This is a genomic window from Pseudidiomarina aquimaris (genome assembly GCF_003987395.1).
GTDB classification, from domain to species: Bacteria; Pseudomonadota; Gammaproteobacteria; order Enterobacterales; family Alteromonadaceae; genus Pseudidiomarina; species Pseudidiomarina aquimaris.
This window is the reverse complement of sequence record NZ_PIPT01000001.1, coordinates 1-18,831: the sequence shown is the minus strand read 5'-3', so window position 1 is coordinate 18,831 and position 18,831 is coordinate 1. Positions and strand designations below refer to the sequence as shown.

Annotated in this window: 26 protein-coding genes; 3 read left to right on the top strand and 23 right to left on the bottom strand. The window is 50.7% G+C overall.

Annotation, left to right across the window (positions count from 1 at the left end):
* Positions 1-3 precede the first annotated feature (3 nt).
* Genes CWE21_RS00125 through CWE21_RS00100 form a run of 6 tightly spaced genes read right to left on the bottom strand, consistent with a single transcriptional unit; the run spans position 4 to position 3,237 of the window.
* Entirely contained in the window at positions 4-948 is a 945-nt protein-coding gene (locus CWE21_RS00125; RefSeq protein WP_157982708.1) for a 5-oxoprolinase subunit C family protein, read from the bottom strand.
* Positions 941-1,645 carry a 5-oxoprolinase subunit PxpB gene (gene pxpB, locus CWE21_RS00120; protein ID WP_126831995.1) on the bottom strand — a complete coding sequence of 235 codons (705 nt, stop codon included), beginning with the start codon at positions 1,643-1,645 and terminating at the stop codon, positions 941-943. Before pxpB ends, CWE21_RS00125 begins: the two co-directional genes overlap by 8 nt.
* The gene (locus CWE21_RS00115) at positions 1,642-2,382 is read right to left on the bottom strand and encodes a 5-oxoprolinase subunit PxpA (RefSeq protein WP_126831993.1); all 741 of its coding nucleotides are present in this window, start codon (positions 2,380-2,382) and stop codon (positions 1,642-1,644) included. Before CWE21_RS00115 ends, pxpB begins: the two co-directional genes overlap by 4 nt.
* A 1-nt stretch (position 2,383) precedes the next feature.
* Positions 2,384-2,791, bottom strand: a complete 408-nt coding sequence (locus CWE21_RS00110; RefSeq protein WP_126831992.1) for a hypothetical protein — start codon at positions 2,789-2,791, stop codon at positions 2,384-2,386.
* Positions 2,778-3,068, bottom strand: coding sequence for a hypothetical protein (locus tag CWE21_RS00105; protein WP_126831990.1), 291 nt, complete (start codon positions 3,066-3,068; stop codon positions 2,778-2,780). Before CWE21_RS00105 ends, CWE21_RS00110 begins: the two co-directional genes overlap by 14 nt.
* On the bottom strand, positions 3,058-3,237 hold the full coding sequence (locus tag CWE21_RS00100) for a hypothetical protein (protein WP_126831988.1): 180 nt from the start codon (positions 3,235-3,237) through the stop codon (positions 3,058-3,060). The genes CWE21_RS00105 and CWE21_RS00100 overlap by 11 nt, the downstream gene beginning before the upstream one ends.
* 132 nt (positions 3,238-3,369) lie before the next feature.
* On the opposite strand from CWE21_RS00100, the gene CWE21_RS00095 reads away from it, so the two are divergent.
* On the top strand, positions 3,370-4,338 hold the full coding sequence (locus tag CWE21_RS00095; protein WP_126831986.1) for a pirin family protein: 969 nt from the start codon (positions 3,370-3,372) through the stop codon (positions 4,336-4,338).
* Between the two features lie 11 nt (positions 4,339-4,349).
* The gene (locus tag CWE21_RS00090) at positions 4,350-4,808 is read left to right on the top strand and encodes a hypothetical protein (protein WP_126831984.1); all 459 of its coding nucleotides are present in this window, start codon (positions 4,350-4,352) and stop codon (positions 4,806-4,808) included.
* Here CWE21_RS00090 and CWE21_RS00085 read toward each other — a convergent pair.
* From CWE21_RS00085 to CWE21_RS00070, 4 genes are read right to left on the bottom strand one after another with little or no spacing between them, the layout of a single operon-like run.
* Positions 4,805-5,569, bottom strand: coding sequence for an SDR family oxidoreductase (locus CWE21_RS00085; RefSeq protein ID WP_126831982.1), 765 nt, complete (start codon positions 5,567-5,569; stop codon positions 4,805-4,807). The two genes, CWE21_RS00090 and CWE21_RS00085, sit on opposite strands and share 4 nt — an antisense overlap.
* Entirely contained in the window at positions 5,566-6,657 is a 1,092-nt protein-coding gene (locus CWE21_RS00080; protein ID WP_126831980.1) for a phosphotransferase family protein, read from the bottom strand. The genes CWE21_RS00085 and CWE21_RS00080 overlap by 4 nt, the downstream gene beginning before the upstream one ends.
* A 1-nt stretch (position 6,658) precedes the next feature.
* Positions 6,659-7,885 carry an acyl-CoA dehydrogenase family protein gene (locus CWE21_RS00075; RefSeq protein WP_126831978.1) on the bottom strand — a complete coding sequence of 409 codons (1,227 nt, stop codon included), beginning with the start codon at positions 7,883-7,885 and terminating at the stop codon, positions 6,659-6,661.
* A gap of 53 nt (positions 7,886-7,938) precedes the next feature.
* Positions 7,939-8,862 (bottom strand): LysR family transcriptional regulator, encoded by a 924-nt coding sequence (locus CWE21_RS00070; RefSeq protein WP_126831976.1) that lies wholly within the window; start codon positions 8,860-8,862, stop codon positions 7,939-7,941.
* A 143-nt stretch (positions 8,863-9,005) separates the two neighbouring features.
* Between CWE21_RS00070 and CWE21_RS00065 the strand changes: the two genes are divergently transcribed.
* A complete protein-coding gene (locus CWE21_RS00065) occupies positions 9,006-9,566 on the top strand; it encodes an FMN-dependent NADH-azoreductase (protein WP_126831974.1) in 561 nt (186 codons plus the stop codon).
* A 5-nt stretch (positions 9,567-9,571) separates the two neighbouring features.
* Here the strand turns inward: CWE21_RS00065 and CWE21_RS00060 are convergent, their stop codons facing one another.
* From CWE21_RS00060 to CWE21_RS00005, 13 genes are all read right to left on the bottom strand, one after another.
* Positions 9,572-10,483 carry an MBL fold metallo-hydrolase gene (locus tag CWE21_RS00060; protein ID WP_126831972.1) on the bottom strand — a complete coding sequence of 304 codons (912 nt, stop codon included), beginning with the start codon at positions 10,481-10,483 and terminating at the stop codon, positions 9,572-9,574.
* Positions 10,484-10,554: 71 nt separating this feature from the next.
* Positions 10,555-11,856 carry a hypothetical protein gene (locus CWE21_RS00055; RefSeq protein WP_126831970.1) on the bottom strand — a complete coding sequence of 434 codons (1,302 nt, stop codon included), beginning with the start codon at positions 11,854-11,856 and terminating at the stop codon, positions 10,555-10,557.
* 71 nt (positions 11,857-11,927) lie between these two features.
* Entirely contained in the window at positions 11,928-12,239 is a 312-nt protein-coding gene (locus CWE21_RS00050; RefSeq protein WP_126831968.1) for an excalibur calcium-binding domain-containing protein, read from the bottom strand.
* 99 nt (positions 12,240-12,338) lie between these two features.
* Positions 12,339-12,824, bottom strand: a complete 486-nt coding sequence (locus CWE21_RS00045; RefSeq protein ID WP_198675029.1) for an EamA family transporter — start codon at positions 12,822-12,824, stop codon at positions 12,339-12,341.
* The gene (locus CWE21_RS00040; protein WP_126831964.1) at positions 12,814-13,077 is read right to left on the bottom strand and encodes a hypothetical protein; all 264 of its coding nucleotides are present in this window, start codon (positions 13,075-13,077) and stop codon (positions 12,814-12,816) included. Before CWE21_RS00040 ends, CWE21_RS00045 begins: the two co-directional genes overlap by 11 nt.
* Entirely contained in the window at positions 13,074-13,340 is a 267-nt protein-coding gene (locus CWE21_RS00035; RefSeq protein ID WP_126831962.1) for an RHS repeat domain-containing protein, read from the bottom strand. The genes CWE21_RS00040 and CWE21_RS00035 overlap by 4 nt, the downstream gene beginning before the upstream one ends.
* On the bottom strand, positions 13,337-13,465 hold the full coding sequence (locus CWE21_RS13520; RefSeq protein WP_276567289.1) for a hypothetical protein: 129 nt from the start codon (positions 13,463-13,465) through the stop codon (positions 13,337-13,339). Before CWE21_RS13520 ends, CWE21_RS00035 begins: the two co-directional genes overlap by 4 nt.
* A gap of 88 nt (positions 13,466-13,553) precedes the next feature.
* Positions 13,554-13,967 carry a hypothetical protein gene (locus CWE21_RS00030; protein ID WP_126831960.1) on the bottom strand — a complete coding sequence of 138 codons (414 nt, stop codon included), beginning with the start codon at positions 13,965-13,967 and terminating at the stop codon, positions 13,554-13,556.
* A complete protein-coding gene (locus CWE21_RS00025; RefSeq protein ID WP_157982707.1) occupies positions 13,967-16,147 on the bottom strand; it encodes an RHS repeat domain-containing protein in 2,181 nt (726 codons plus the stop codon). Before CWE21_RS00025 ends, CWE21_RS00030 begins: the two co-directional genes overlap by 1 nt.
* Positions 16,148-16,244: 97 nt before the next feature.
* Positions 16,245-16,907 (bottom strand): hypothetical protein, encoded by a 663-nt coding sequence (locus CWE21_RS00020; protein ID WP_126831956.1) that lies wholly within the window; start codon positions 16,905-16,907, stop codon positions 16,245-16,247.
* A 9-nt stretch (positions 16,908-16,916) separates the two neighbouring features.
* On the bottom strand, positions 16,917-17,303 hold the full coding sequence (locus CWE21_RS00015) for a hypothetical protein (RefSeq protein ID WP_126831954.1): 387 nt from the start codon (positions 17,301-17,303) through the stop codon (positions 16,917-16,919).
* A 218-nt stretch (positions 17,304-17,521) separates the two neighbouring features.
* On the bottom strand, positions 17,522-18,082 hold the full coding sequence (locus tag CWE21_RS00010) for an RHS repeat domain-containing protein (protein WP_241970183.1): 561 nt from the start codon (positions 18,080-18,082) through the stop codon (positions 17,522-17,524).
* A 79-nt stretch (positions 18,083-18,161) separates the two neighbouring features.
* Entirely contained in the window at positions 18,162-18,632 is a 471-nt protein-coding gene (locus CWE21_RS00005) for an Imm26 family immunity protein (RefSeq protein WP_126831952.1), read from the bottom strand.
* Between the last annotated feature and the right edge of the window lie 199 nt (positions 18,633-18,831).

Genomic DNA, 18,831 nt, shown 5'->3' with positions numbered 1-18,831 from the left:
GGCTCAGCGGCGGATATTAAAAACCCGATAAACTTGCCGTAATTCGCGTTGTGCTTCGTCCAGCTCCAGCCAGCGAAATTGCACTTTGCGACCGGCGGGGAGTTGCGCCAAAACACTGCGTGCGGTCCAGGTAAGTACGCCTATTTTCGGGTAGCCGCCAAGGGTCTGATGATCGTTCATCATCACGATGGGTTGGCCGTCGGCCGGCACCTGAATGCTCCCTAAAGGTAGCGGCTCGGAAATCATTGACTGCGGAATGTCTGAAAGGCCCTGCTCGCCTTTCAGACGCACGCCCATGCGGTCCTGTTGCGGCGTCACTTCATAACGTTGTTGCACCAATTGCTCGCGCGCGTCACGGCTAAATTTTTGCCATTGCGCGGTCGGTACCACACTCAGCAACGGCTGCTGCGGCAACGTTAAATTGAGCTTGCTACTTGGCCGACGACTTTCCAGCGTCTTTTGTTGCGGTGTACGAGCCCCAAGCTCATCCCCTTGCAGCAAGGGCGTGCCATCTTGGCGTAAACCGCCAAGGCCATCACGGGTTACGGTCGCCACACTGCCGTACACGGTTTTCGCCGCAAACCCGCCAGCTACGGCTAAATAACAGCGTAAGCCGCGCTCATTGACGCCAATGGTCAAGGTTTCGCCCGCACGCGCCTGCAGCACTCGCCAGGTCTTCACCGGGCGCCCATTGAGTTGCAACGGAAATTCAGCGCCCGTGACCGCGAATAAGCAATCGCGACAAAACTGCGCTTTAAATTGACCTAAGGTCACTTCAATTTGCGCTGCGTTAAATGAATTGCCGAGCAGCCGATTGGCCCACAAGAAGGCGCGTTCATCCATGGGACCGCCTTGGGTAATGCCCTGCGCCATTTGCCCGAAACGTCCATAGTCTTGCAAGGTCGCGAGCAACCCCGGTTGTTGAATGCGTAATACCGGATCAGCCATGCGCGTCATCCTCAGACCGCTCTTGGCCCTGCTCTTGCGCAAGCTGCTCGTGCGCAAGGAAGTCGGCTAACGAAATAGGCTTGAAAGTAACCTGATCCCCCGCCTGTAACTCTGGCCAATGCAACGCTCGACCAATCAACTGCCAGCCACCTGGTGAGGTGCGCGGATAAATTGCGGTTTGTTGCTCAGCAATCGCGACACTGCCTTTGGGGACCTTCTGCCGCGGCGTGTCATGACGTGGCAGACGCAATGGTTCGAGGACATCACCGAGATAAGCAAAACCGGGCGCGAATCCAAGTGCGTACACATGGTAGGTGACACCGCTGTGCAGTTGCGCAACCTCTTGTTCGGACAACTGGGTTTGCTTGGCTACCGCAGCGAGATCGGCTGCAAGTTCAGAATGGTAGCAAACCTCAATGGTATGGTGCTGCCCCGCAAAGGTTTCCGCCTCATCAGGTTCGTCTAATAGGCTTTTAATAATGGGCTCAAGCAGGTGTCGCAGTTGCTTCTCGTTGTACTCAAGAACGTCGTAGTAAACCAGCAAGGTATGATAGCTCGGCACTACCTCGAGCACCGCGTCATGGCTTGCTAATTCGTGCGTAAGGCGCTGCACTTTGCGATTGACACTTAAATCGATACGTTCCTCGAGCGCGATCATCAGCGCATCAGGCGCTGCCGTTTGAAACTGCCACTTCATAGGATTTCTGCGCGGATCGCTTTCACTACCGCGAGGGCTTTAGGGTTGTCCCCATGCACGCACAGTGTGTCTGCCTGCAGCAACAATTCGCTGCCGTCATGGGTCATAATGGAGTTGCCCCGCGCAAAAGCGAGCGCTTGCGCCACAATAGCGTCCTGGTCGTGCAGTACCGCACCTTCGAAACTACGCGCACGGAGATGCCCGTTACTTTCATAACAGCGATCCGCAAAAGCTTCAAACAGCAGCTCGACATTATATTTGGCGGCAATCTCTTGTTCGCGCTCACGCTGTAACTTGGCAAGTGTCATCAGCTGCAACGGCTGCGCACGGCCACGATTCAGTTCACCAAGCGTTTGTACCACTTGGGTAAACAACGCCACATCATTTTGCATATCGTTGTAGAGTGCGCCGTGTGGTTTGACATAGTGCAACGGGATCTGCTCGGCATGGCACACGGCTTGCAGTGCGCCGATTTGATAAAGCAACTGGGCACGGATGTCATCGGCACTAAAGTTCATTGAACGACGCCCGAAACCGTGACGATCTGGATAACTCGGGTGGGCGCCGACTTTGACACCATGTTCTTTGGCAAGGCGCACGGTGCTTTGCATGATCGCAAAGTCACCAGCGTGAAAACCACAAGCAATATTGGCGCGGTCAATAAACGGCATCACTGCCGCATCGTCGCCCATGCGCCAAACGCCGTAGCCTTCACCTAAATCACAGTTCAAATCCATGTTATGACTCGCTGTCGTTGCCCTCAGCGGCTGATTTCTTGTGTGCTGAGAAGCGCGCGAAACTATAGACAAATAAGTACAAGCCAATCCCCACCGCACTAATCATCAATGCGGGCAATAGCAAGCCTGCTTGTTGGTGCGCAGCATAAATCGCCGCAGCGCCTGTCAGCCCGAGCGTGGTCAACGATGCACTAATAAAGGTCAGCGGCTCAAGCCATTTTTGCAGGCTTGTCAGGCCAATCAAGTTCACCAAAGCGCCAAGAATAAGCCCCCACGCTAATGGCACACCTAACTTGTACCAGCTTAGCTGATAGTCAACGATGGTGGCCCATAACTGCTCTGCGGTGGCGTTGTAGAACATTAGACCGACTAAGCCGGCCAGAATAACCAAGCGTTTAGTTAGCGACATAAAAAGAAACCACCGCAATAATTAAGGCTGCCACAGGAACCCAAACGATGGGCGATTGATACCATTTAATCGGTGGTGTGCTGGTGCGTTGTTGCGCTGCTTGCTCACGTTGCTCAGGACTGGCTTTTTGGCTAACCAGAAAATAAATCCCTGAAACCAGCAAAAACAAGCCCATCCAACGCACACTACCGGCGTCTTTGGAGGCCAGAACGGCGGTCACTACACCGGCTACAATGAGCGCGATGGCGAGAATTCGTTTTACGATACTACTTTTCATTGTTATCGAGTTGCCCCTCTTTTTTAGCGGATCGCCATTTTATAAAAAACCAAACCCAACCGATTACCTCTAACAAAGCACCGAGCATAATGGTAAATAAGTTCTGTTCCCATACACCGCTCAGCGCTACTGCTATACCAATGACAATTAAAATCAATGCATAGATCATGGTGGCTCCTAGGTTATTGATTCACCTTAACCAATCTTAGTCGAAGAAGAAAGTCAGCGTATAGTCGAATATCGATCTTTCGCCGCAACGCTGGCATACTGCGCTGAAGGTTTTGCAACAGGAAGCAACGCTATGACACGTACGCCAGCAGACAGTGAAAGCCAGCCTACTCCCTGCGAATCTACGCACACACGCCGTGAGGCGAAGGTGCTGCCTGCTCTAACACGGCAGCTCACGCCCAAAATGCGGGTGTTCCGCAGCATTCCCCAACGCGACTTGCGCATGATTGGCCCGTGGTGCTTTCTCGATCATTTTGGTCCTGTCGCTCCGGCCGATTACCAACAGTTTGATGTGCCGCCGCATCCGCATATTGGCTTACAAACCATCACCTGGTTACTCTCCGGTCAGCTGCTGCATCAAGACAGCCTTGGCTATGAGCAAGCGTTGCGCGCCAACGAGCTTAATCTAATGACTGCAGGTAAGGGTATCTCGCATGCCGAAGTTGCCGCACAGCATGTTACCGACCCACTCCATGGTCTGCAGTTGTGGGCGGCGCTGCCACCGGCGGCAGAAACCACGGAAGCCTGCTTTGACCATTATAAAAACCTCCCCTCGTTCGCCGTGGGGGAATGCCAAGCAATCCTTATCATGGGGGAATATCAAGCCGGTCAACGCCGACAGGTTTCGCCCGCGCGTCAATTTCATCCGATTTTTGCCATGCAATTGAAATCGCCACGGGTTGCGGTCGGTGAACTGCAGCTAAACGCCGAACATGAATATGGTTTGTATGTCGTCGAAGGCCGCCTCGACACCTTGAATCAAACTGTGGAACGGCATGAACTGCTGTTTCTCGGGGCGGGCCGCAGTGAGGTGACCCTCGAACTTGCAGCGGATACGGTGGTGCTGGTGCTGGGTGGCGAAGCCTTCGAACAGCCGGTGCTCATGTGGTGGAATTTCGTCAGCGCCGACGCTGCGCAAATTCGCCAAGCGCAAGAACAATGGAATGCTGGCCACGAACGTTTCGGCAACGTGCAGCGCTATAAGGGCGAACGGTTGTTAGCGCCAGAGCTGCCAGCCGGCACCAAACTCAAAAACGAATAGGACGACTCACCATGAAACGCATCGGTTTATGGTTTTTAGCCGCCATTATCACCTGCGCAGTGCTGTTTGTTGCGGTGCTGTTTTACCAGTGGACGGTTTACGAGCCCGATCCACCGACCGTAGCGAACTGCCAGTCCATTGAAACTTTGGTGACCGCCGACAGCGCCGCGCAGATCTATGTTTATCAATGTCAGCGTGGCGCTAATCCGAAATGGGAAGGTTATGAAGTCTGGGCACAAAAACTCGTGAATCAAGAATGGCAACGCTTGGCGACTTCGCCAATGGCAGCGGGTTGTATCGACATTGTTCTCGAAGATCGTCGTCTGGTGATTTTACATGAGGCATCGCGCGGTGACCTCAGTGTCGCGGCAAGTTCCTTCGTTTATGAGTTGCCAGAGGGTGCAGCGACCACGCTCAGCGTAGCCACTGAGCGGGTCAATGATTGTGGGACCGAAAAGCTAGAAAATTAACCGAGCTTCATCACCATTTTTAAGGGGAGGCGCTTCATCAAAAAGCCGATAAGCGCCCACGGCCAGCTCGGTACATAGGCTTTCACTGGCTCTTTCTCGATAGCCTTCACCAACAAACGACAACCGCTTTCGTTGTCGATCATAAACGGCGTGTTCTTCACTTTTTCGTTAATTTCAGAACGGATATAACCGGGCATAATGCAACTGGTTTTAATCGGCGAGCGCGACTTGATCAAGTCAGCACGAATGCCTTCCGTCAGCGCAGACAAACCTGCTTTAGTGGCTGCATAAACCGTCATCGCCCGCGGCATGCCGCGTAATGCGCTAATCGAACTGATGGTGACAAGATGCCCGTCGTTCTGCTCGCGGAAGATTTCGAGTGCCGCTTCGCATTGCGCCACCGCGGCCACAAAGTTGGTTTGCGCAGTTTGCACATTGGCATAAAAGTAACCGGTACCCAATGACGCACCTTTGCCCATACCGGCGTTCACGATCACCCGATCGATTGTCCCAAACTCAGCTTTGAATGCCTTAAACACCTCGAAGACTTGGTCGTGGTTGTTAACGTCGAGTGCCTTGATACGAATACGACAGTCAGGGTGCTTACTTTCGAGTTCGCTTTTAAGTTGTTCCAAGCGATCTGTGCGCCGCGCGCAAAGTGCTAGATTGCGCCCCTTGGCGGCAAATTCACGTGCCATGCCCTCGCCCAAACCTGAGCTTGCGCCGGTGATTAGAATGGTTTTTCTTAGCGAATGCGTCATGACTTTTCCTTTTTATTTTTATTGGCTTGGCGCATGATCTTGCGGCAACGCCAGTGCAAGTAGTGCACTAAGAACCAAAAGTTCTTGAAGGCTTTGTTGCGTGTTTGCTTATGATGATAGCGGTAATAGATTTGCTGAGCGATGACACTCAAACGGAATAGACCAAAGACTTCGTAGAAACTAAAGTCGGCGACATCAACGTTCATACGCTCGCAGTAATAGCGAATGACCTCGTCGCGACTGAGCATCCCCTTCAGATGTGTGGGCTGACGTCGCGTCGAACGCGCAATGGCGTCATCGTCGGCTTGGATCCAATAAGCAAGACTATTACCGACATCCATAAGTGGATTACCAATGGTTGCCAGCTCCCAATCCAATACGCCAATAATGTGCGTTGGGTCATCAACATCGAGAACCAGATTGTCAAAGCGAAAATCATTATGCGTCATGCACAGTCGCTCGTTTTGCGGCATGTTGTGCTCGAGCCAATTCATGATTTTTTCGCTTTTCGGTACATTCCACGTTTTCGCGAGGCGATAGCGCTTATTCCAACCGAGCACTTGGCGCTCAGTGTAGCCCTCGCCCTTGGCTAGTTGGTCAAGGCCATGCGCTTTAATGTCAATGCTGTGCAGTTCAATGAGACAATCGAGTGCATTTTCACAGAGCTTACGCGTTTGTGCTTCACTGAGCTCAAGACCACGCGGCAAGTTCTTACGCGGAATGATTCCAGCGACGCGTTCCATAACGTAAAACTCAGCACCAATAATGCTCTCATCATCGGTGTAGTGCAGCATTTTCGGCACGTAGCGGAACACCGGCTCCAGCGCCTTTTGTAAACGGTACTCACGGCCCATATCGTGCGCCGACTTGGCCTTGGTGCCAGCTGGCGGACGCCGCAAAATCCAGTCGGCGTTGGCAAACTGTAGGCGATAGGTCCAGTTCGACGCACCGCCACTGTATTGGGTAATACGTAAATCACCCTCAAGGTGTGGGAATTGCTGTTTCAGGTACTCGGCTAAGCGCTCGCGATGAATTTCCTCACCCTCGCGCACTCTGCCAGCACGATCTTCGAGTTCATGCTGGCTCATGTTAACGCTCCCGGTACTTAGCTAACTCAACTTTTGCGATGGTCGCACGATGCACGGCATCAGGACCGTCAGCGATACGCAAGGCCCGCGCAACGGCAAACAGTTGCGTCAACGGCACGTCATGGCTCACCCCAGCGCCGCCATAAAGCTGAATCGCCTCATCCACCACCTGCTGCAACACGTTAGGGGCGACAACTTTAATCGCGGAAATTTCAGCGAGCGCTTTCATGGCGCCCACTTCGTCAATTTTCCATGCGGCGAAAAAGGTCAGTAAGCGCGCTTGGTCAATGGCGATGCGCATGTCGGCAACACGTTCGAGATTACCGCCCAGTTGCAACAGCGGCTTGCCAAAAGCGATGCGGTCTTGGCCACGCTTCATAAACAGTTGCAAGGCTTTCTCGGCTGCACCTAAAGCACGCATGCAATGATGGATACGGCCAGGGCCAAGGCGCCCTTGGGCAATCTTGAAGCCATCGCCCAAACCACCAATCACGTTCTCTTTCGGCACGCGCACCTGCTCAAAGAGAACCTCGCCATGCCCATAGGGGGCGTCATATTCACCAAAGGCAGGCAACATACGCTCGATAGTCACCCCTGGGGTGTCGAGCGGTACTAACACCATCGAGTGGCGCTGATGTTTTGGCGCATCTGGGTCGGTTAACCCCATCACAATAGCGAACTTCGCATCCGGATGGCCTAAGCCCGTCGACCACCATTTACGGCCACTAATCACAACCTCGTCACCATCGGCCACAATTGAGGTTTGCATATTGGTGGCATCCGATGACGCCACGTCGGGTTCAGTCATACAGAACACCGAGCGGATCTCACCCTTGAGCAGCGGCGTCAGCCATTGCTGTTTTTGCTGATCAGAACCAAAATGGTAAAGCACTTCCATATTGCCTGTATCGGGTGCGTTGCAGTTAAAGATTTCCGGAGCGAGTAAACTATGGCCCATCACTTCGGCCAGAGGCGCATATTCGAGAGTGCTTAAGCCAGCCCCTAACTCCGCATCAGGCAAAAACAGATTCCATAACCCTGCCTCGCGCGCTTTAGCTTTCAGTTCTGCCACCACCGGTGGTACTTCCCAACTGCGCCAGTCGGCGTCAGGATTGAGTCTGCGGCACTCTTTATGATAATTCGATTCAATCGGTTCGATGTTTTCTTTTATAAATTGAATCAGTCGTTTGCGATAATCTAAGGTCTTGGCACTGGGTTGAAAATCCATTGTTGTTCTGCTCTTTTTCAAACGATTGTTTAAATGATTGTAGAGAGCATCGGCTATCCGATCAATAACGAACGTTGCGCGATCGCAGGAATATGTTCGACCAAGTAATCAATCAGCACCCGCACTGCCGGCAATAAGCCGCGACGATGCGGATAGACCAAGTGCATGACCCCTACCGGCAACTGCCACTGTGGCAAGACTTGCTGTAATTGGCCGGCCGCAACCGCATCGGCGCAAAGATAGTTCGGCAACGCCACAATGCCCTCGCCTTGAATGGCCGCTTCGCGCAACACAATCATGTCGTCGGTGACTAAACGCGGTTGGAAGGTAATCGATAATTGATCGCCATCATCAGAACTCAGTTGGTAGACATAACGCCCGCTGGTGTAGTGCAGCGAAAGATGCGGAAAATCGATTAAATCTAAGGGATGTTTCGGTACACCGCGACTTTGCAAAAGTTTTGGCGCGCCATACAACGTTAGCGGTGAATCGGCGAGCGGCCGCGCAATCAACGACGAATCTTCAATACTCGAACGCACCCGCAGCGCCACATCAATGCCCTCGTCAATCAAGTTCACTGGGCGATTGGTGACCATCAGGTGCACATCCACCTCAGGGTAAGCCTGCATAAATGGCGGCAGCAGTTCGGTCAAAAGACTCTGGCTTAATGCATAAGGCGAACTCAGGTGCACAGTACCTCGCGGTGTTTCGCGCACCAGCTGGGTCACCTGTTGCGCCGCTTCCGCCGCACTCACCAGCGCCTCACAATGTATCAAAAACGCTTGCCCGACGTCGGTCAGCTTAAGGCCGCGTCGTGTGCGATGCACCAAGCGAATCCCCTGTTCTTCCTCGAGTTCGGTTAAACGGCGACTGACCGTCGACTTCGGCATGCCTAAGTCGCGGGCACCCGCACTGATGCTACCGGCCTGCACAACCCGCGCAAAAATGAGGTAATTGGTGAGATCCGGAAGTGACATGACGCCGTTATCCTTGAAGTAGCCTTATTGATGTTCCATTTATGGAACGAATGTTTCCAGTATAGCCATCTACAACCATTTTTGGAACTTGTTAGACTAAACGCAACTTAATTTACAGCGCACATGTATTCGGAGAACTTTTTATGACGATTTTACATTTAGATTCAGGACTTTTTGTCGACCAATCGGTCAGCCGCAAGCTCAGCAAGCAAATCGTTGAACGCGTACAAGGCGAGAACGATACTGTGGTGTACCGTGACTTGGTCACGAATCCAGTACCTCACCTCGATGCCGAGGCGTTGTTAGCTGAAAAGAATGAACTGACTGAAGAGCTACTGGCTGAATTGTTCGCCGCCGATACCATCGTGATTGGCGCACCAATGTACAATTTCACCATTCCAACGCAACTGAAAGCTTGGTTTGACCGCGTTTTGAAAGCAGGCGTGACCTTTAAGTACACCGAGCAAGGCGCTGAAGGTTTGCTCAACGGCAAGAAAGTGTACATCGCCTCAGGTCGTGGCGGCATCTACAGCGAAGGCGCTGCGGCGGCAATGGACCATCAAGAAAGCTACTTGCGTAATGCCCTAGGCTTTATTGGTATCACTGACGTGACGGTCATTCGTGCGGAAGGTGTTAACCTTGGTGAAGAGCCTCGCCAGCAGGCCTTGAAAGCTGCTGACGAAGCCATTGCTGAACTCGCTTAAGCTCTTTACTTAGGCTGTTCAATACGCGTCGTATAATTGGCGGGTACCCAACGGTATCCGTCATTTTCTTTTTTCAGACGGCCAATACCCGGAAAGGCAATATGCGCACCGGCCACCCAGTACTCATTCTCCGCAATCATTTCAAATAACTGCAAGCGCTGTGCACGCGCTTTATCTGGGTCACTATCATACTGAATAGTCACCTCTGGGTGCGCAAACTGCACACCGGCGACATGCAAAGTATCGCCCCATACCACCATGGTCTGTCCGCCGCTTTCAACATGATAAACACTGTGGCCTGGTGTATGCCCCGGCGTTGGATTCACTTTAATCCCCGCATGCGGACTTTCGCCATCAGCAAACGTCACAAACGCATCGGCTGCTCTGTAAGGCGCGTATTTGGCTTGCGCACTCTCTGCGTCAGCGTCACGCTCGTGTACATAGACTTTGGCGTTAGGGAAGACACGCTCACCGTTGTTGACCAAACCGCTAACATGGTCGCCATGAAAGTGCGTGATGTAGACCGCATCGATGTCTTCAAGGGTGTACCCTGCCGCGGCAAGATGCGTGGTAAGTTTACCCAAACTAGGACTTACCCCTTTCCCCATGCCGGTATCAATCAGGATTTGTTGTGCACCGGTGTCGACCAAGAAGCCATTGATCGAGCCCTCGACAGGCGAGTCCATAAAGTGCTCAGCCAGCGCTGCTCGAATTTTATCTTCGTTCCAATGCAATAACTTATGCGCCGCCATATCACTGGTGCCATCGTTTAACGCCGTAACGACAAAGTCGCCAACGTTCATACGGTAAAAACCAGGTGCTTGGCTTAATTGATGGTCGTCAGCGATGGCTTGCGTTGCAACCGCTAATCCGCTGGCGGCCATAACCGCCAGTAAACTATTTTGAATTAACTTCATAGAATGCTCCTAACAAAGCAAAAAGACCTTGATAGGTATGGCAGTTTGCGGCAAAAAGTTCAATTTTTTGCTTAGGGTGCAGTCTGTTGTGCGGCAAGCTGAGCAAAACGTTGCGCCACCTGGTTGCGTAACTGCTGAGCAAATTCTTCACCGGTAAGCTGTGCCATCAGTTCAAAATAGAGCTCTAATGGGTCGCTGCGCGGCTTATCGTTGAGCTCCTGCACGTACATGTACCATAAGAAGAACAACCCGTGCGGATACTCTTGCTTGATCTTCTGATCGATTTCGGCCGCCCAAAGCAACCCACAGGCATAATGCAATTCAAACCTATCGTTACTGGCGAGGCATTGCTCACTCGCTTTGCTTACCCGGTGGTTTAGGTAAACCGAATTGGCACGAATCGAGCGCAAATATTCCAGCGCCATGTACTCAGCAGCGCCCTCATGGATCCACGCAGAATCGTTACTAAACTGCCCTGCCTGATAGAGATGGGCAAACTCGTGGGCCACAAACCATAGCGTGTCTTCAACGAAATACGGCGCAGTAATACGCTCAGCCATGCTATGACCATACCAATGCAACACCATTTGATTACCAATTACGCCGCCTTGATAACCATAGCGACCATTATCGGTGGGACTAAACGAGGCTAATAGCATGGGGCGCTCAGCCAAATGTGGCATGCGTTGGTTAAAGTACTCGGTAAGCGGCGGTACATCACGCAGCAAGCGCTGTTTTAATGAAGTCGGCAAAATAGGATCAATAATAGTTTCAAACCCGTGTTCTGCGGGCTCGCCCGGTTGTTGCGGGCCTACATACACGACCTGTCCGTCACTTGCCGACTCGCGCCAATTCAATTCACCACGTTTACTGCGCTCAGGTAGACGGACAAAGTCACTCAGCGGCGCTTCCATGCTAAAGGCGTAATCAAACCACAACGCGCTACTGCAGCTTTGTGGACAAACTTTGAAGCGACCTGAATACCACGACATCCCTCCATCGCTGAAGGGTGAAAACGGCGCGTAGTCTTTGCGCAGGCTTACATAGGTGGGCTCGAGTTCAAAGGCAACGCTGTTGAACGCTTGACCATCGACGCGGGCAATATACTCATGATTACTCTCAGCATCCACGCCAATGTAGTAGTCGCTGTCAATAGGCCGCCAGCGCTCAATGCGGGTATGATCCGGATTACGCACAAACGTCGCTTGGGTTACGCTTTCATCAAAGGTGTAGGCAACAAACCATTCGTCTTGCTGGGTTTTGCTCATTTGCACTTGCACTTCGGTACGCGAATTTTCGCGCAGCCACTCAGCTGCAAACCAAATACCAATTGCGCAAGCCAATAATACCAACAGTACTAACTTTTTATGCATGACCCACACCTGTATTACGACTCGATAAGGCAAGCATACAACTGTTTTCTGCTAATGGGCAAACGCTGAGGTTAGTTTTGTGTAGCAGGAGATGTCTCGGGTGGGAAGTCTTCTTCGCAGGGGATGCCATTCGCATCATCATCTAACTGTGTTTCAGGGCAATTTGTCAGAAAAAAACGAGCTTCTTCTGCCGAGCGCATTTCATGACAGAAACGCCGTCCATCACAGCGAAATTGTGGGTCGCGCTTGAATACTGCCCCCTGCACACCTTGCACAATTTCTTTAATAAGGCCGCGCTCTTCGCCTCGCTCTTCCGCTTGTTTATTTAAATGATAATTCCATGCGGCAAGCGCCAAAATGGCCAGCAAAATCCACTTTTTCATTGATGTGTCCCCGTCGCGACAGCTTTAGTGTGGTGTGTCACTGCTCAGGAATTAGACTAGCTTATTATCAAAAATAGTAAAAGCATGAAGGTTAGTTTATTAAGATGTTTTATTATTGTTTCGCAGTGACAGTGCCTCTCCGACGAATAAAAAACCGCCCAGTGCTGCTATCAATGGTACCGAAAGCTGCCCCACAGCCGCGCTGGTCACCCGCAAGTGCGGCAATACCTTGAACCATAACGCATAACCGATGGCCGATGTCACTACACCCGACGGCAACGCCAGCAGCACGGGTTGCCAATGCAGGTTACTGTAGAGAATCCCCATCAGCAGCAACGGCGAACTGAGCAAACTCGCACGCAAAAAGTGCGTTTTCGTATCGCTGAGCGGCGCTTTTTGTTGCGTAATCCACACGATAACCGCTAACGCCCCGGCACCAGAAACGAGCCGCAGCAAGGTAAATTGCGCCGGATTCATCGCAAATTCCGCCAGCGCCCAACGGCACAACACCGAATTACCGGCAAAAGCGTAGAGCGCTAATAACGTTATGCTGAACTTGCTTACAAAAGGCAAGTTAGCGCTCATCAAATTTCGACTCATTTCGTTTTAGCGACTTGATATGGTGAATCGCAACATCCGCGATGCCGCAAACCAACGAAAATAACAGCGCAAAACGCAATCCTTGAAGCGCAAATTCCTGCCAGTTTGCGTTTAATGCTGCCGGATCATAAATGACCTTAAAGAGAAAAATTATACCGAAGATGAAAAGGCTGATTAAAAACCAACGCAAAAACCCATTCAAGAACACTTTCCCAAATAAACTCATTTGTAACCTCATATAAAGCACACTTTAGTGGTCGACAAAACCCTAGACCCAACACTACCAGAGTCGCGGCGTTTATGCTTCTGTTCGTCATTGCACTCCGCTTTCTCCAGCGCCCCAGTACCGCACCAAAGATACCCGCTCGGGTCGGTGCCCGCCAGCGGATTGTTCATGATGTAGCTATACGGGTTGTGGCTTTGGCTGTTTGCCGGCGCTTGAATAAACGGGTCCACACTTAAAAAGCGGCCCAGTTGATAGTCATAGCCACGGCCATTCATGTGGATAAGCTTGGCGCTATCGATGTGCTCATACCCGGTGTTAGGATGCCGCCTTTACCAGTAAGGCCTTCGTCTTCACGCAATTGCTTTAAGGCGGCGTCGATATCGAAGTTTGGTTTGGCCATGTGTCATCTCGTTTTTGCTTAGTTTAGCGAAATGACACAGAATTCTGAAAACTACCAACCTGGTATTTTGAGCATTTTGAATGCTTTCCTATTTGCAGTCAGGCCCTTCGATAACTTCCATAGAGATATTTTTTAGATTCTGAAGCGCCTTGGTAAGCTTTTTTATGATTCGGTCTGCATCCTCTTTGCCTTGTTCAGAATACACCGCCAACCGAACACAACTTGCACTTATCAAGTTCCCTATCATGATGAAGGACTTCCCACCATCTGCATGAAAGGTTGTTTGAAATTGATTTGTTATTGCAAAGTGCTCTGCATTACCAGCAGATGATTTCAAGGTAAAACCAAGATTTTTAGACAGTTCCTCAACTTTTGTGCTGACGAGCGGAGCCATCTTCGACTCTGCCACAGCCAAGCTAACCGCCGCTTGTGGCGAGTAAGTGGTTTGGGAGCACCCAGTTATCAACGCCATAATTGCTACCATCACTATTTTAAATTTCATTAGTACTTGGGTCCTTTCATTAAGTCACTTCTCAATTGTTGCCTAAATTGAGCTTCACGACGAAGAACACCTCTTCCATCACTGCTAAGCGATAAAACCTGTCGTCTTATATTGTTATCTTGCTGTTTGAAGCCGGGCTTAGCTAAAATATAATTTGCCGCCCATGACACCCTATCAGGCATGTATGTCCAGTTTGTTCTGTTCACGCCTTCACCGTAACTCCTTATCGAAATTACTCCGTCATTCTGTACTACAGACCTAATAACAATGCCATTGTAAAATATATGGTCATCATGCGTGATATTAACAACTCGATAATTATCAACGTCAGCGATATGGCTAACATGCCCACCAGACACTCCAGCCATCTGAATTTCAGTCACCTTATCCGCCGAAACGGCGTTTGTTCCGTCCGCTCCCGGCGCAGCGTTTTTGGTTAACGAGTTATAAACATTTTCTACAGTGCAACTGGAAACATCGGTTGAGCAGATATTATGGAACATAGTGTATTCGTGATAGTAAGTATCACTTTTGTCGTACCCATTCCCATTTCCTTGGCAGTCTATCGAAGTTTGGCAACCTGAAGATGTCCCACCTCCACTGGAACCGCCCTCCCCAGGCCCACCAATCGCCCCACGCTCGCGCTCACCGGTGGCAGCGCTTCGAGGGCTATGCCGGGCGCCGTTGCTAGCCGCTGAACCGCGGTGTACCCAGTAGGTTTCAACGGCTCTAAATCCAACACTCCCGAAGTCGCGGCGTTTATGCTTCCGCTCGTCATTGCACTCCGCTTTGCCCAGCGCCCCAGTACCACACCAAAGATACCCACTCGGGTCGGTGCCCGCCAGCGGATTGTTCATGATGTAGCTATACGGATTGTGGCTTTGGCTGTTCGCCGGCGCTTGAATAAACGGGTCCACGCTTAAAAAGCGGCCCAGCTGATAGTCATAGCCGCGGCCATTCATATGGATGAGCTTGGCGCTATCGATGTGCTCATGCCCGGTAAAGCCGCGCGGCGTAAACGGTGCGCCCTGCGTCAGGCTCGTGAGCGTGCCATTGCCCTCCACCATGCCACCATAGCGCGGTTTGCCAAAGGCATCAAAGCTGCGATGCTCCTGCACTTGGTTCAACGCGTCGGTGAGTGTCACCACCGAGCCGAGGCGGTCGCGCAGCACGTAGCGTAAGCTATGGCTGCTGGTGTTGGCGGTCTCACTGCGCCGGACGAGTGCCACACCGGCAATATCTGTGCGTGTGACGGTGCCCGTGCTCGTCAGTTCGACTTCCACGTCACCATCGACGTAATGCGTGGTGCGCGTGCTACCGCCGGTCGTACTCACCTTCTTGTAACGCTCGCCATTGGCAGCGTAGAAGAACTCCACCACACCACTGCCAGTGCTGATACGTTTAGGTTTACCCGAGGCCGTGTAGCTCAGCGTCACCCCATTACCACTAATTCGCTGCCCGGCAGCATCGTAGTTATAGGTGCGCGTGCTACCATCGAGCAACACCGCCCGCGACACCGCATGCGGCCCCGCATTACTGTTCGCCGCACCGCCGTTGCTGGTGCCGTAGTATAGCGCAGTGGCGTAGTCGCTCTTCTCCAACAGGTTCCCCGCCGCATCATAAGCATAGTTCACGGTGGTATCTGGCACCGGCTCGTTACTGAACACCCGCGTCGCACTCACCAAGCGCTGTAAGCTGTCGTAACTATAGCTCTCGGTGCTTTGTTTCATACCATAGGCGTACACCACTTGTTGCTGACTTAGATTATCAAAATCACCATAGCTATAGTTCAGCTCGTGCACCGCGCCTGCTAACGCACTGCTGGCGACTATCGATTGCATTTGGCCGCTTGCGCTGTAGCTTGCGCTTGCCGTCAATGTGCCACTGTTATAGCGCTGCAACGTGATATTGCCAAGCGCATCATGGCTTTCTACGTCTTGATAGCTAAAGTCCGATTGCGCATTGCGCAAGTGCAAAAGGTACCCACGGCTGTCATTCGCATAAGCCAACTTAATACCACTGGCCAACATGCGCGCTTTCACCCGCCCGAGTCGACTATCGTACTCAGTTGCCACTTGGTAGACATCACCGTCTATGGTGATGGTTTTACCAACCTCGCGACCATAGGTATCGTAATGGAACACCACTTCATGGCCCGCCCGGGATTGCTGAGACGGCAAGCCTATACCGTTAGGTTGTGTGTCGTACGTGAACGTAGCCGAACCTTCCGTTGATGACATCTCGCGGGTGACGCGGCCAAGTTCCTGTGTGTCTTTGTTAAGCTTTCCACTCCTTAATTAAGTACAACAACTTGTCATTTATCTCTAACCATCTTGGTAAATATTTCATATCAAATGATGCAAATACTCCCCTGTTAGACGCTCTATCTAGATATTCAAGTTTACACGTACTATTAACTGGGCCTTCAGTACAGTGGATTAGGACATCATCACCTTGGTTGTTCTGGGCGTGATATGTCACTCCATTACCGTTTAAATTTTCGTAGGCTGTCAACCCATCAATATCTAATTTTTTATTTCTTTCTAATAATCCGAATCTTAATGCATTTTTGAGGCTATTATTCGCGTCTAGACGACCACCAGCATTAACTATCGTCCAGAATGCCGTAACTTGATTTGAGTTGTATGGTCCAACTGTTGCTATGCTGTCTCCCTCAGCGAATCCTGAAAAATCTGGAAAAAAGAAGCTAATTTCGATCATATTTTCTTTTTCGATTTTATTAGGTAACTCTACGTTTGGTGAGAGATAGTTTTTAGGAATTTCAAAAATTTCATCGCCCATGTGTACCGTCGTAATTCTCTGTCCAGTCATTCTGGCTTCCTCTCCTGCATAACTGCAACTAAGAATAATGGTAAGAATTGATAATATTAGCACTAATCTAATTTTGGAAGGGTAGCCAATATCAGCAAAATTATTCATATTGCTCTCCTAAAATTCAATCAAACAGGCTCCGCACGCCCAATCAGCTTGGACAGCTCCTATACTTCCAAAAGCCCTTGGGCCTTCTTTATACAAACTAAGGTCTGACCAATGTCTTCCTATTGTTGTTTTTACAGCATGACTGTAGCTTTTCCGGAACTTGTTCAGTTCGTATGGATTACCTTTTATCAGTTCCCCTACGGTTTCATTGTTAGGTCCGTAAGTTAAATTCCAGAAATAGGATGCTCCACCCCAGCCGCCAATTGTCTGCCCACCATTACTCAAGGCAACTCTAATATCAGCTACAACCAATTGATTGAACTCTGGGATACCACCACTTCTAAGCACATCTGAAATAACATTCTGGGCTATTGAATTCGAAATTCCTTGTAACATCTCAGGCGTTGCTGAAATTCCATCTATTGATAACCCTTTAGTGGTAAAAGCCCTTATCCAAGTGTTCGCAGGTGTATCTTGATTGAGATTTATCTCAATTGCCTTTTCAAACCAATACTTTGTGTCCGAATCAACACCATTTAGTTCCTGAATCTCGGCAAGAATATAGCTGTAGGCGCCTGCATAGTTTTCATCTTTGAAAAAGCCGGCAATATTATCTAGTTGCTTATCACTAAAAGATGTCTGTAAGCACTACCACCCTCCCCAGGCCCACCAATCGCAGCCCTTTCGACTTCACCTTCGCTTGTGCTACTCGGCGTGTCCAGCGCGCCGTTGCTGTCAGCGGTGCCTGCGGTGGAGACGCAGAATGGGCAGTTCTTGTAGTTGAGTGGGCCGTCAACAAACGAATCTCCACACTCCGCTTTACCCAACGACCCAGTACCACACCAAAGATACCCGCTCGGGTCGGTGCCCGCCAGCGGATTGTTCATGATGTAGCTGTACGGGTTGTGGCTTTGGCTGTTCGCCGGCGCTTGAATAAACGGGTCCACGCTTAAAAAGCGGCCCAGCTGATAGTCATAGCCGCGGCCATTCATATGGATGAGCTTGGCGCTATCGATGTGCTCATGCCCGGTAAAGCCGCGCGGCGTAAAGGGTGCGCCCTGCGTTAGGCTTGTGAGCGTGCCGCTGGCCTCCACCATGCCACCATAGCGCGGTTTGCCAAAGGCATCAAAGCTGCGGTGCTCCTGCACCTGGTTTAACGCGTCGGTGAGTGTCACCACCGAGCCAAGGCGGTCGCAATTGGCGGCGTAGTCACTACCGTCTATTGTGTAATGGATACAATATTAAGCCCACCGCTCAATCTGGAGCAAGTTCCAACCCTAAGGCTTCACTAACTTTATCATCTATAGTTCTGTAGCTATCTAAGCCATAGACTCCACAAGGCTCAACCTTTTGACTCAATACCTCGCCATGTTCATTGCAATATCTCTTGAATAAAGGATCATAGAAACAATGTACTGGTAATAGGTCTGGACCTATTCCGCCTCTGTTTTCAATCAATTTGAAATACCCTTTTTTCCACGGTAGTTCATTAGTTGTAATTGGGGGGAGCAATAAATCTGAAGTTGTTAATGAGGGAACTTCATCATTTCCCTCAGTTTGTGTTTTATATAGATAAATGAGTACACAATCATCGAAGCCGCCAACGCTTGCCGTTACACTTACCACTCGCCCCCAATGGTATTTCCCGTCAAGGATTTGAAATGAAAAGATATCTCCCGGTAACGGCTTTTGTTTAGTTTTCTTCAAAACTTTCATATTTGTCATCTAAAAGCCCACTCCTTTAAGAAAGTCATTGCCCCATTTTCCTGCGTCGTCATATATCGAACGTTTTGGACTTGACGTCTCCCCCAAGAATAGAACCATGACATCGATGAGATTTCCATTAAAATGGGTCAAGTGGAGATCTCAAAATGAAAAAACGTTACAGCGAAGAACAAATCATCAAGGCTATCAAAGAGCATGA

Excerpts from the sequence above, each read along its gene's own strand:
- CWE21_RS00105 (WP_126831990.1), bottom strand. The coding sequence starts at position 3,068 with ATGAAAAGTAGTATCGTAAAACGAATTCTCGCCATCGCGCTCATTGTA.
- CWE21_RS00055 (WP_126831970.1), bottom strand. The coding sequence starts at position 11,856 with ATGCATAAAAAGTTAGTACTGTTGGTATTATTGGCTTGCGCAATTGGT.
- CWE21_RS00050 (WP_126831968.1), bottom strand. The coding sequence starts at position 12,239 with ATGAAAAAGTGGATTTTGCTGGCCATTTTGGCGCTTGCCGCATGGAAT.
- CWE21_RS00045 (WP_198675029.1), bottom strand. The coding sequence starts at position 12,824 with ATGAGCGCTAACTTGCCTTTTGTAAGCAAGTTCAGCATAACGTTATTA.
- CWE21_RS00100 (WP_126831988.1), bottom strand. The coding sequence starts at position 3,237 with ATGATCTATGCATTGATTTTAATTGTCATTGGTATAGCAGTAGCGCTG.
- CWE21_RS00125 (WP_157982708.1), bottom strand. The coding sequence starts at position 948 with ATGGCTGATCCGGTATTACGCATTCAACAACCGGGGTTGCTCGCGACC.
- CWE21_RS00065 (WP_126831974.1), top strand. The coding sequence starts at position 9,006 with ATGACGATTTTACATTTAGATTCAGGACTTTTTGTCGACCAATCGGTC.
- CWE21_RS00110 (WP_126831992.1), bottom strand. The coding sequence starts at position 2,791 with ATGTCGCTAACTAAACGCTTGGTTATTCTGGCCGGCTTAGTCGGTCTA.
- CWE21_RS00085 (WP_126831982.1), bottom strand. The coding sequence starts at position 5,569 with ATGACGCATTCGCTAAGAAAAACCATTCTAATCACCGGCGCAAGCTCA.
- CWE21_RS13520 (WP_276567289.1), bottom strand. The coding sequence starts at position 13,465 with ATGGCCAAACCAAACTTCGATATCGACGCCGCCTTAAAGCAATTGCGT.
- CWE21_RS00040 (WP_126831964.1), bottom strand. The coding sequence starts at position 13,077 with ATGAGGTTACAAATGAGTTTATTTGGGAAAGTGTTCTTGAATGGGTTT.
- CWE21_RS00030 (WP_126831960.1), bottom strand. The coding sequence starts at position 13,967 with ATGAAATTTAAAATAGTGATGGTAGCAATTATGGCGTTGATAACTGGG.
- CWE21_RS00035 (WP_126831962.1), bottom strand. The coding sequence starts at position 13,340 with ATGAATGGCCGTGGCTATGACTATCAACTGGGCCGCTTTTTAAGTGTG.
- CWE21_RS00090 (WP_126831984.1), top strand. The coding sequence starts at position 4,350 with ATGAAACGCATCGGTTTATGGTTTTTAGCCGCCATTATCACCTGCGCA.
- CWE21_RS00080 (WP_126831980.1), bottom strand. The coding sequence starts at position 6,657 with ATGAGCCAGCATGAACTCGAAGATCGTGCTGGCAGAGTGCGCGAGGGT.
- pxpB (WP_126831995.1), bottom strand. The coding sequence starts at position 1,645 with ATGAAGTGGCAGTTTCAAACGGCAGCGCCTGATGCGCTGATGATCGCG.
- CWE21_RS00095 (WP_126831986.1), top strand. The coding sequence starts at position 3,370 with ATGACACGTACGCCAGCAGACAGTGAAAGCCAGCCTACTCCCTGCGAA.
- CWE21_RS00005 (WP_126831952.1), bottom strand. The coding sequence starts at position 18,632 with ATGACAAATATGAAAGTTTTGAAGAAAACTAAACAAAAGCCGTTACCG.
- CWE21_RS00075 (WP_126831978.1), bottom strand. The coding sequence starts at position 7,885 with ATGGATTTTCAACCCAGTGCCAAGACCTTAGATTATCGCAAACGACTG.
- CWE21_RS00070 (WP_126831976.1), bottom strand. The coding sequence starts at position 8,862 with ATGTCACTTCCGGATCTCACCAATTACCTCATTTTTGCGCGGGTTGTG.
- CWE21_RS00060 (WP_126831972.1), bottom strand. The coding sequence starts at position 10,483 with ATGAAGTTAATTCAAAATAGTTTACTGGCGGTTATGGCCGCCAGCGGA.
- CWE21_RS00015 (WP_126831954.1), bottom strand. The coding sequence starts at position 17,303 with ATGTTACAAGGAATTTCGAATTCAATAGCCCAGAATGTTATTTCAGAT.
- CWE21_RS00020 (WP_126831956.1), bottom strand. The coding sequence starts at position 16,907 with ATGAATAATTTTGCTGATATTGGCTACCCTTCCAAAATTAGATTAGTG.
- CWE21_RS00115 (WP_126831993.1), bottom strand. The coding sequence starts at position 2,382 with ATGGATTTGAACTGTGATTTAGGTGAAGGCTACGGCGTTTGGCGCATG.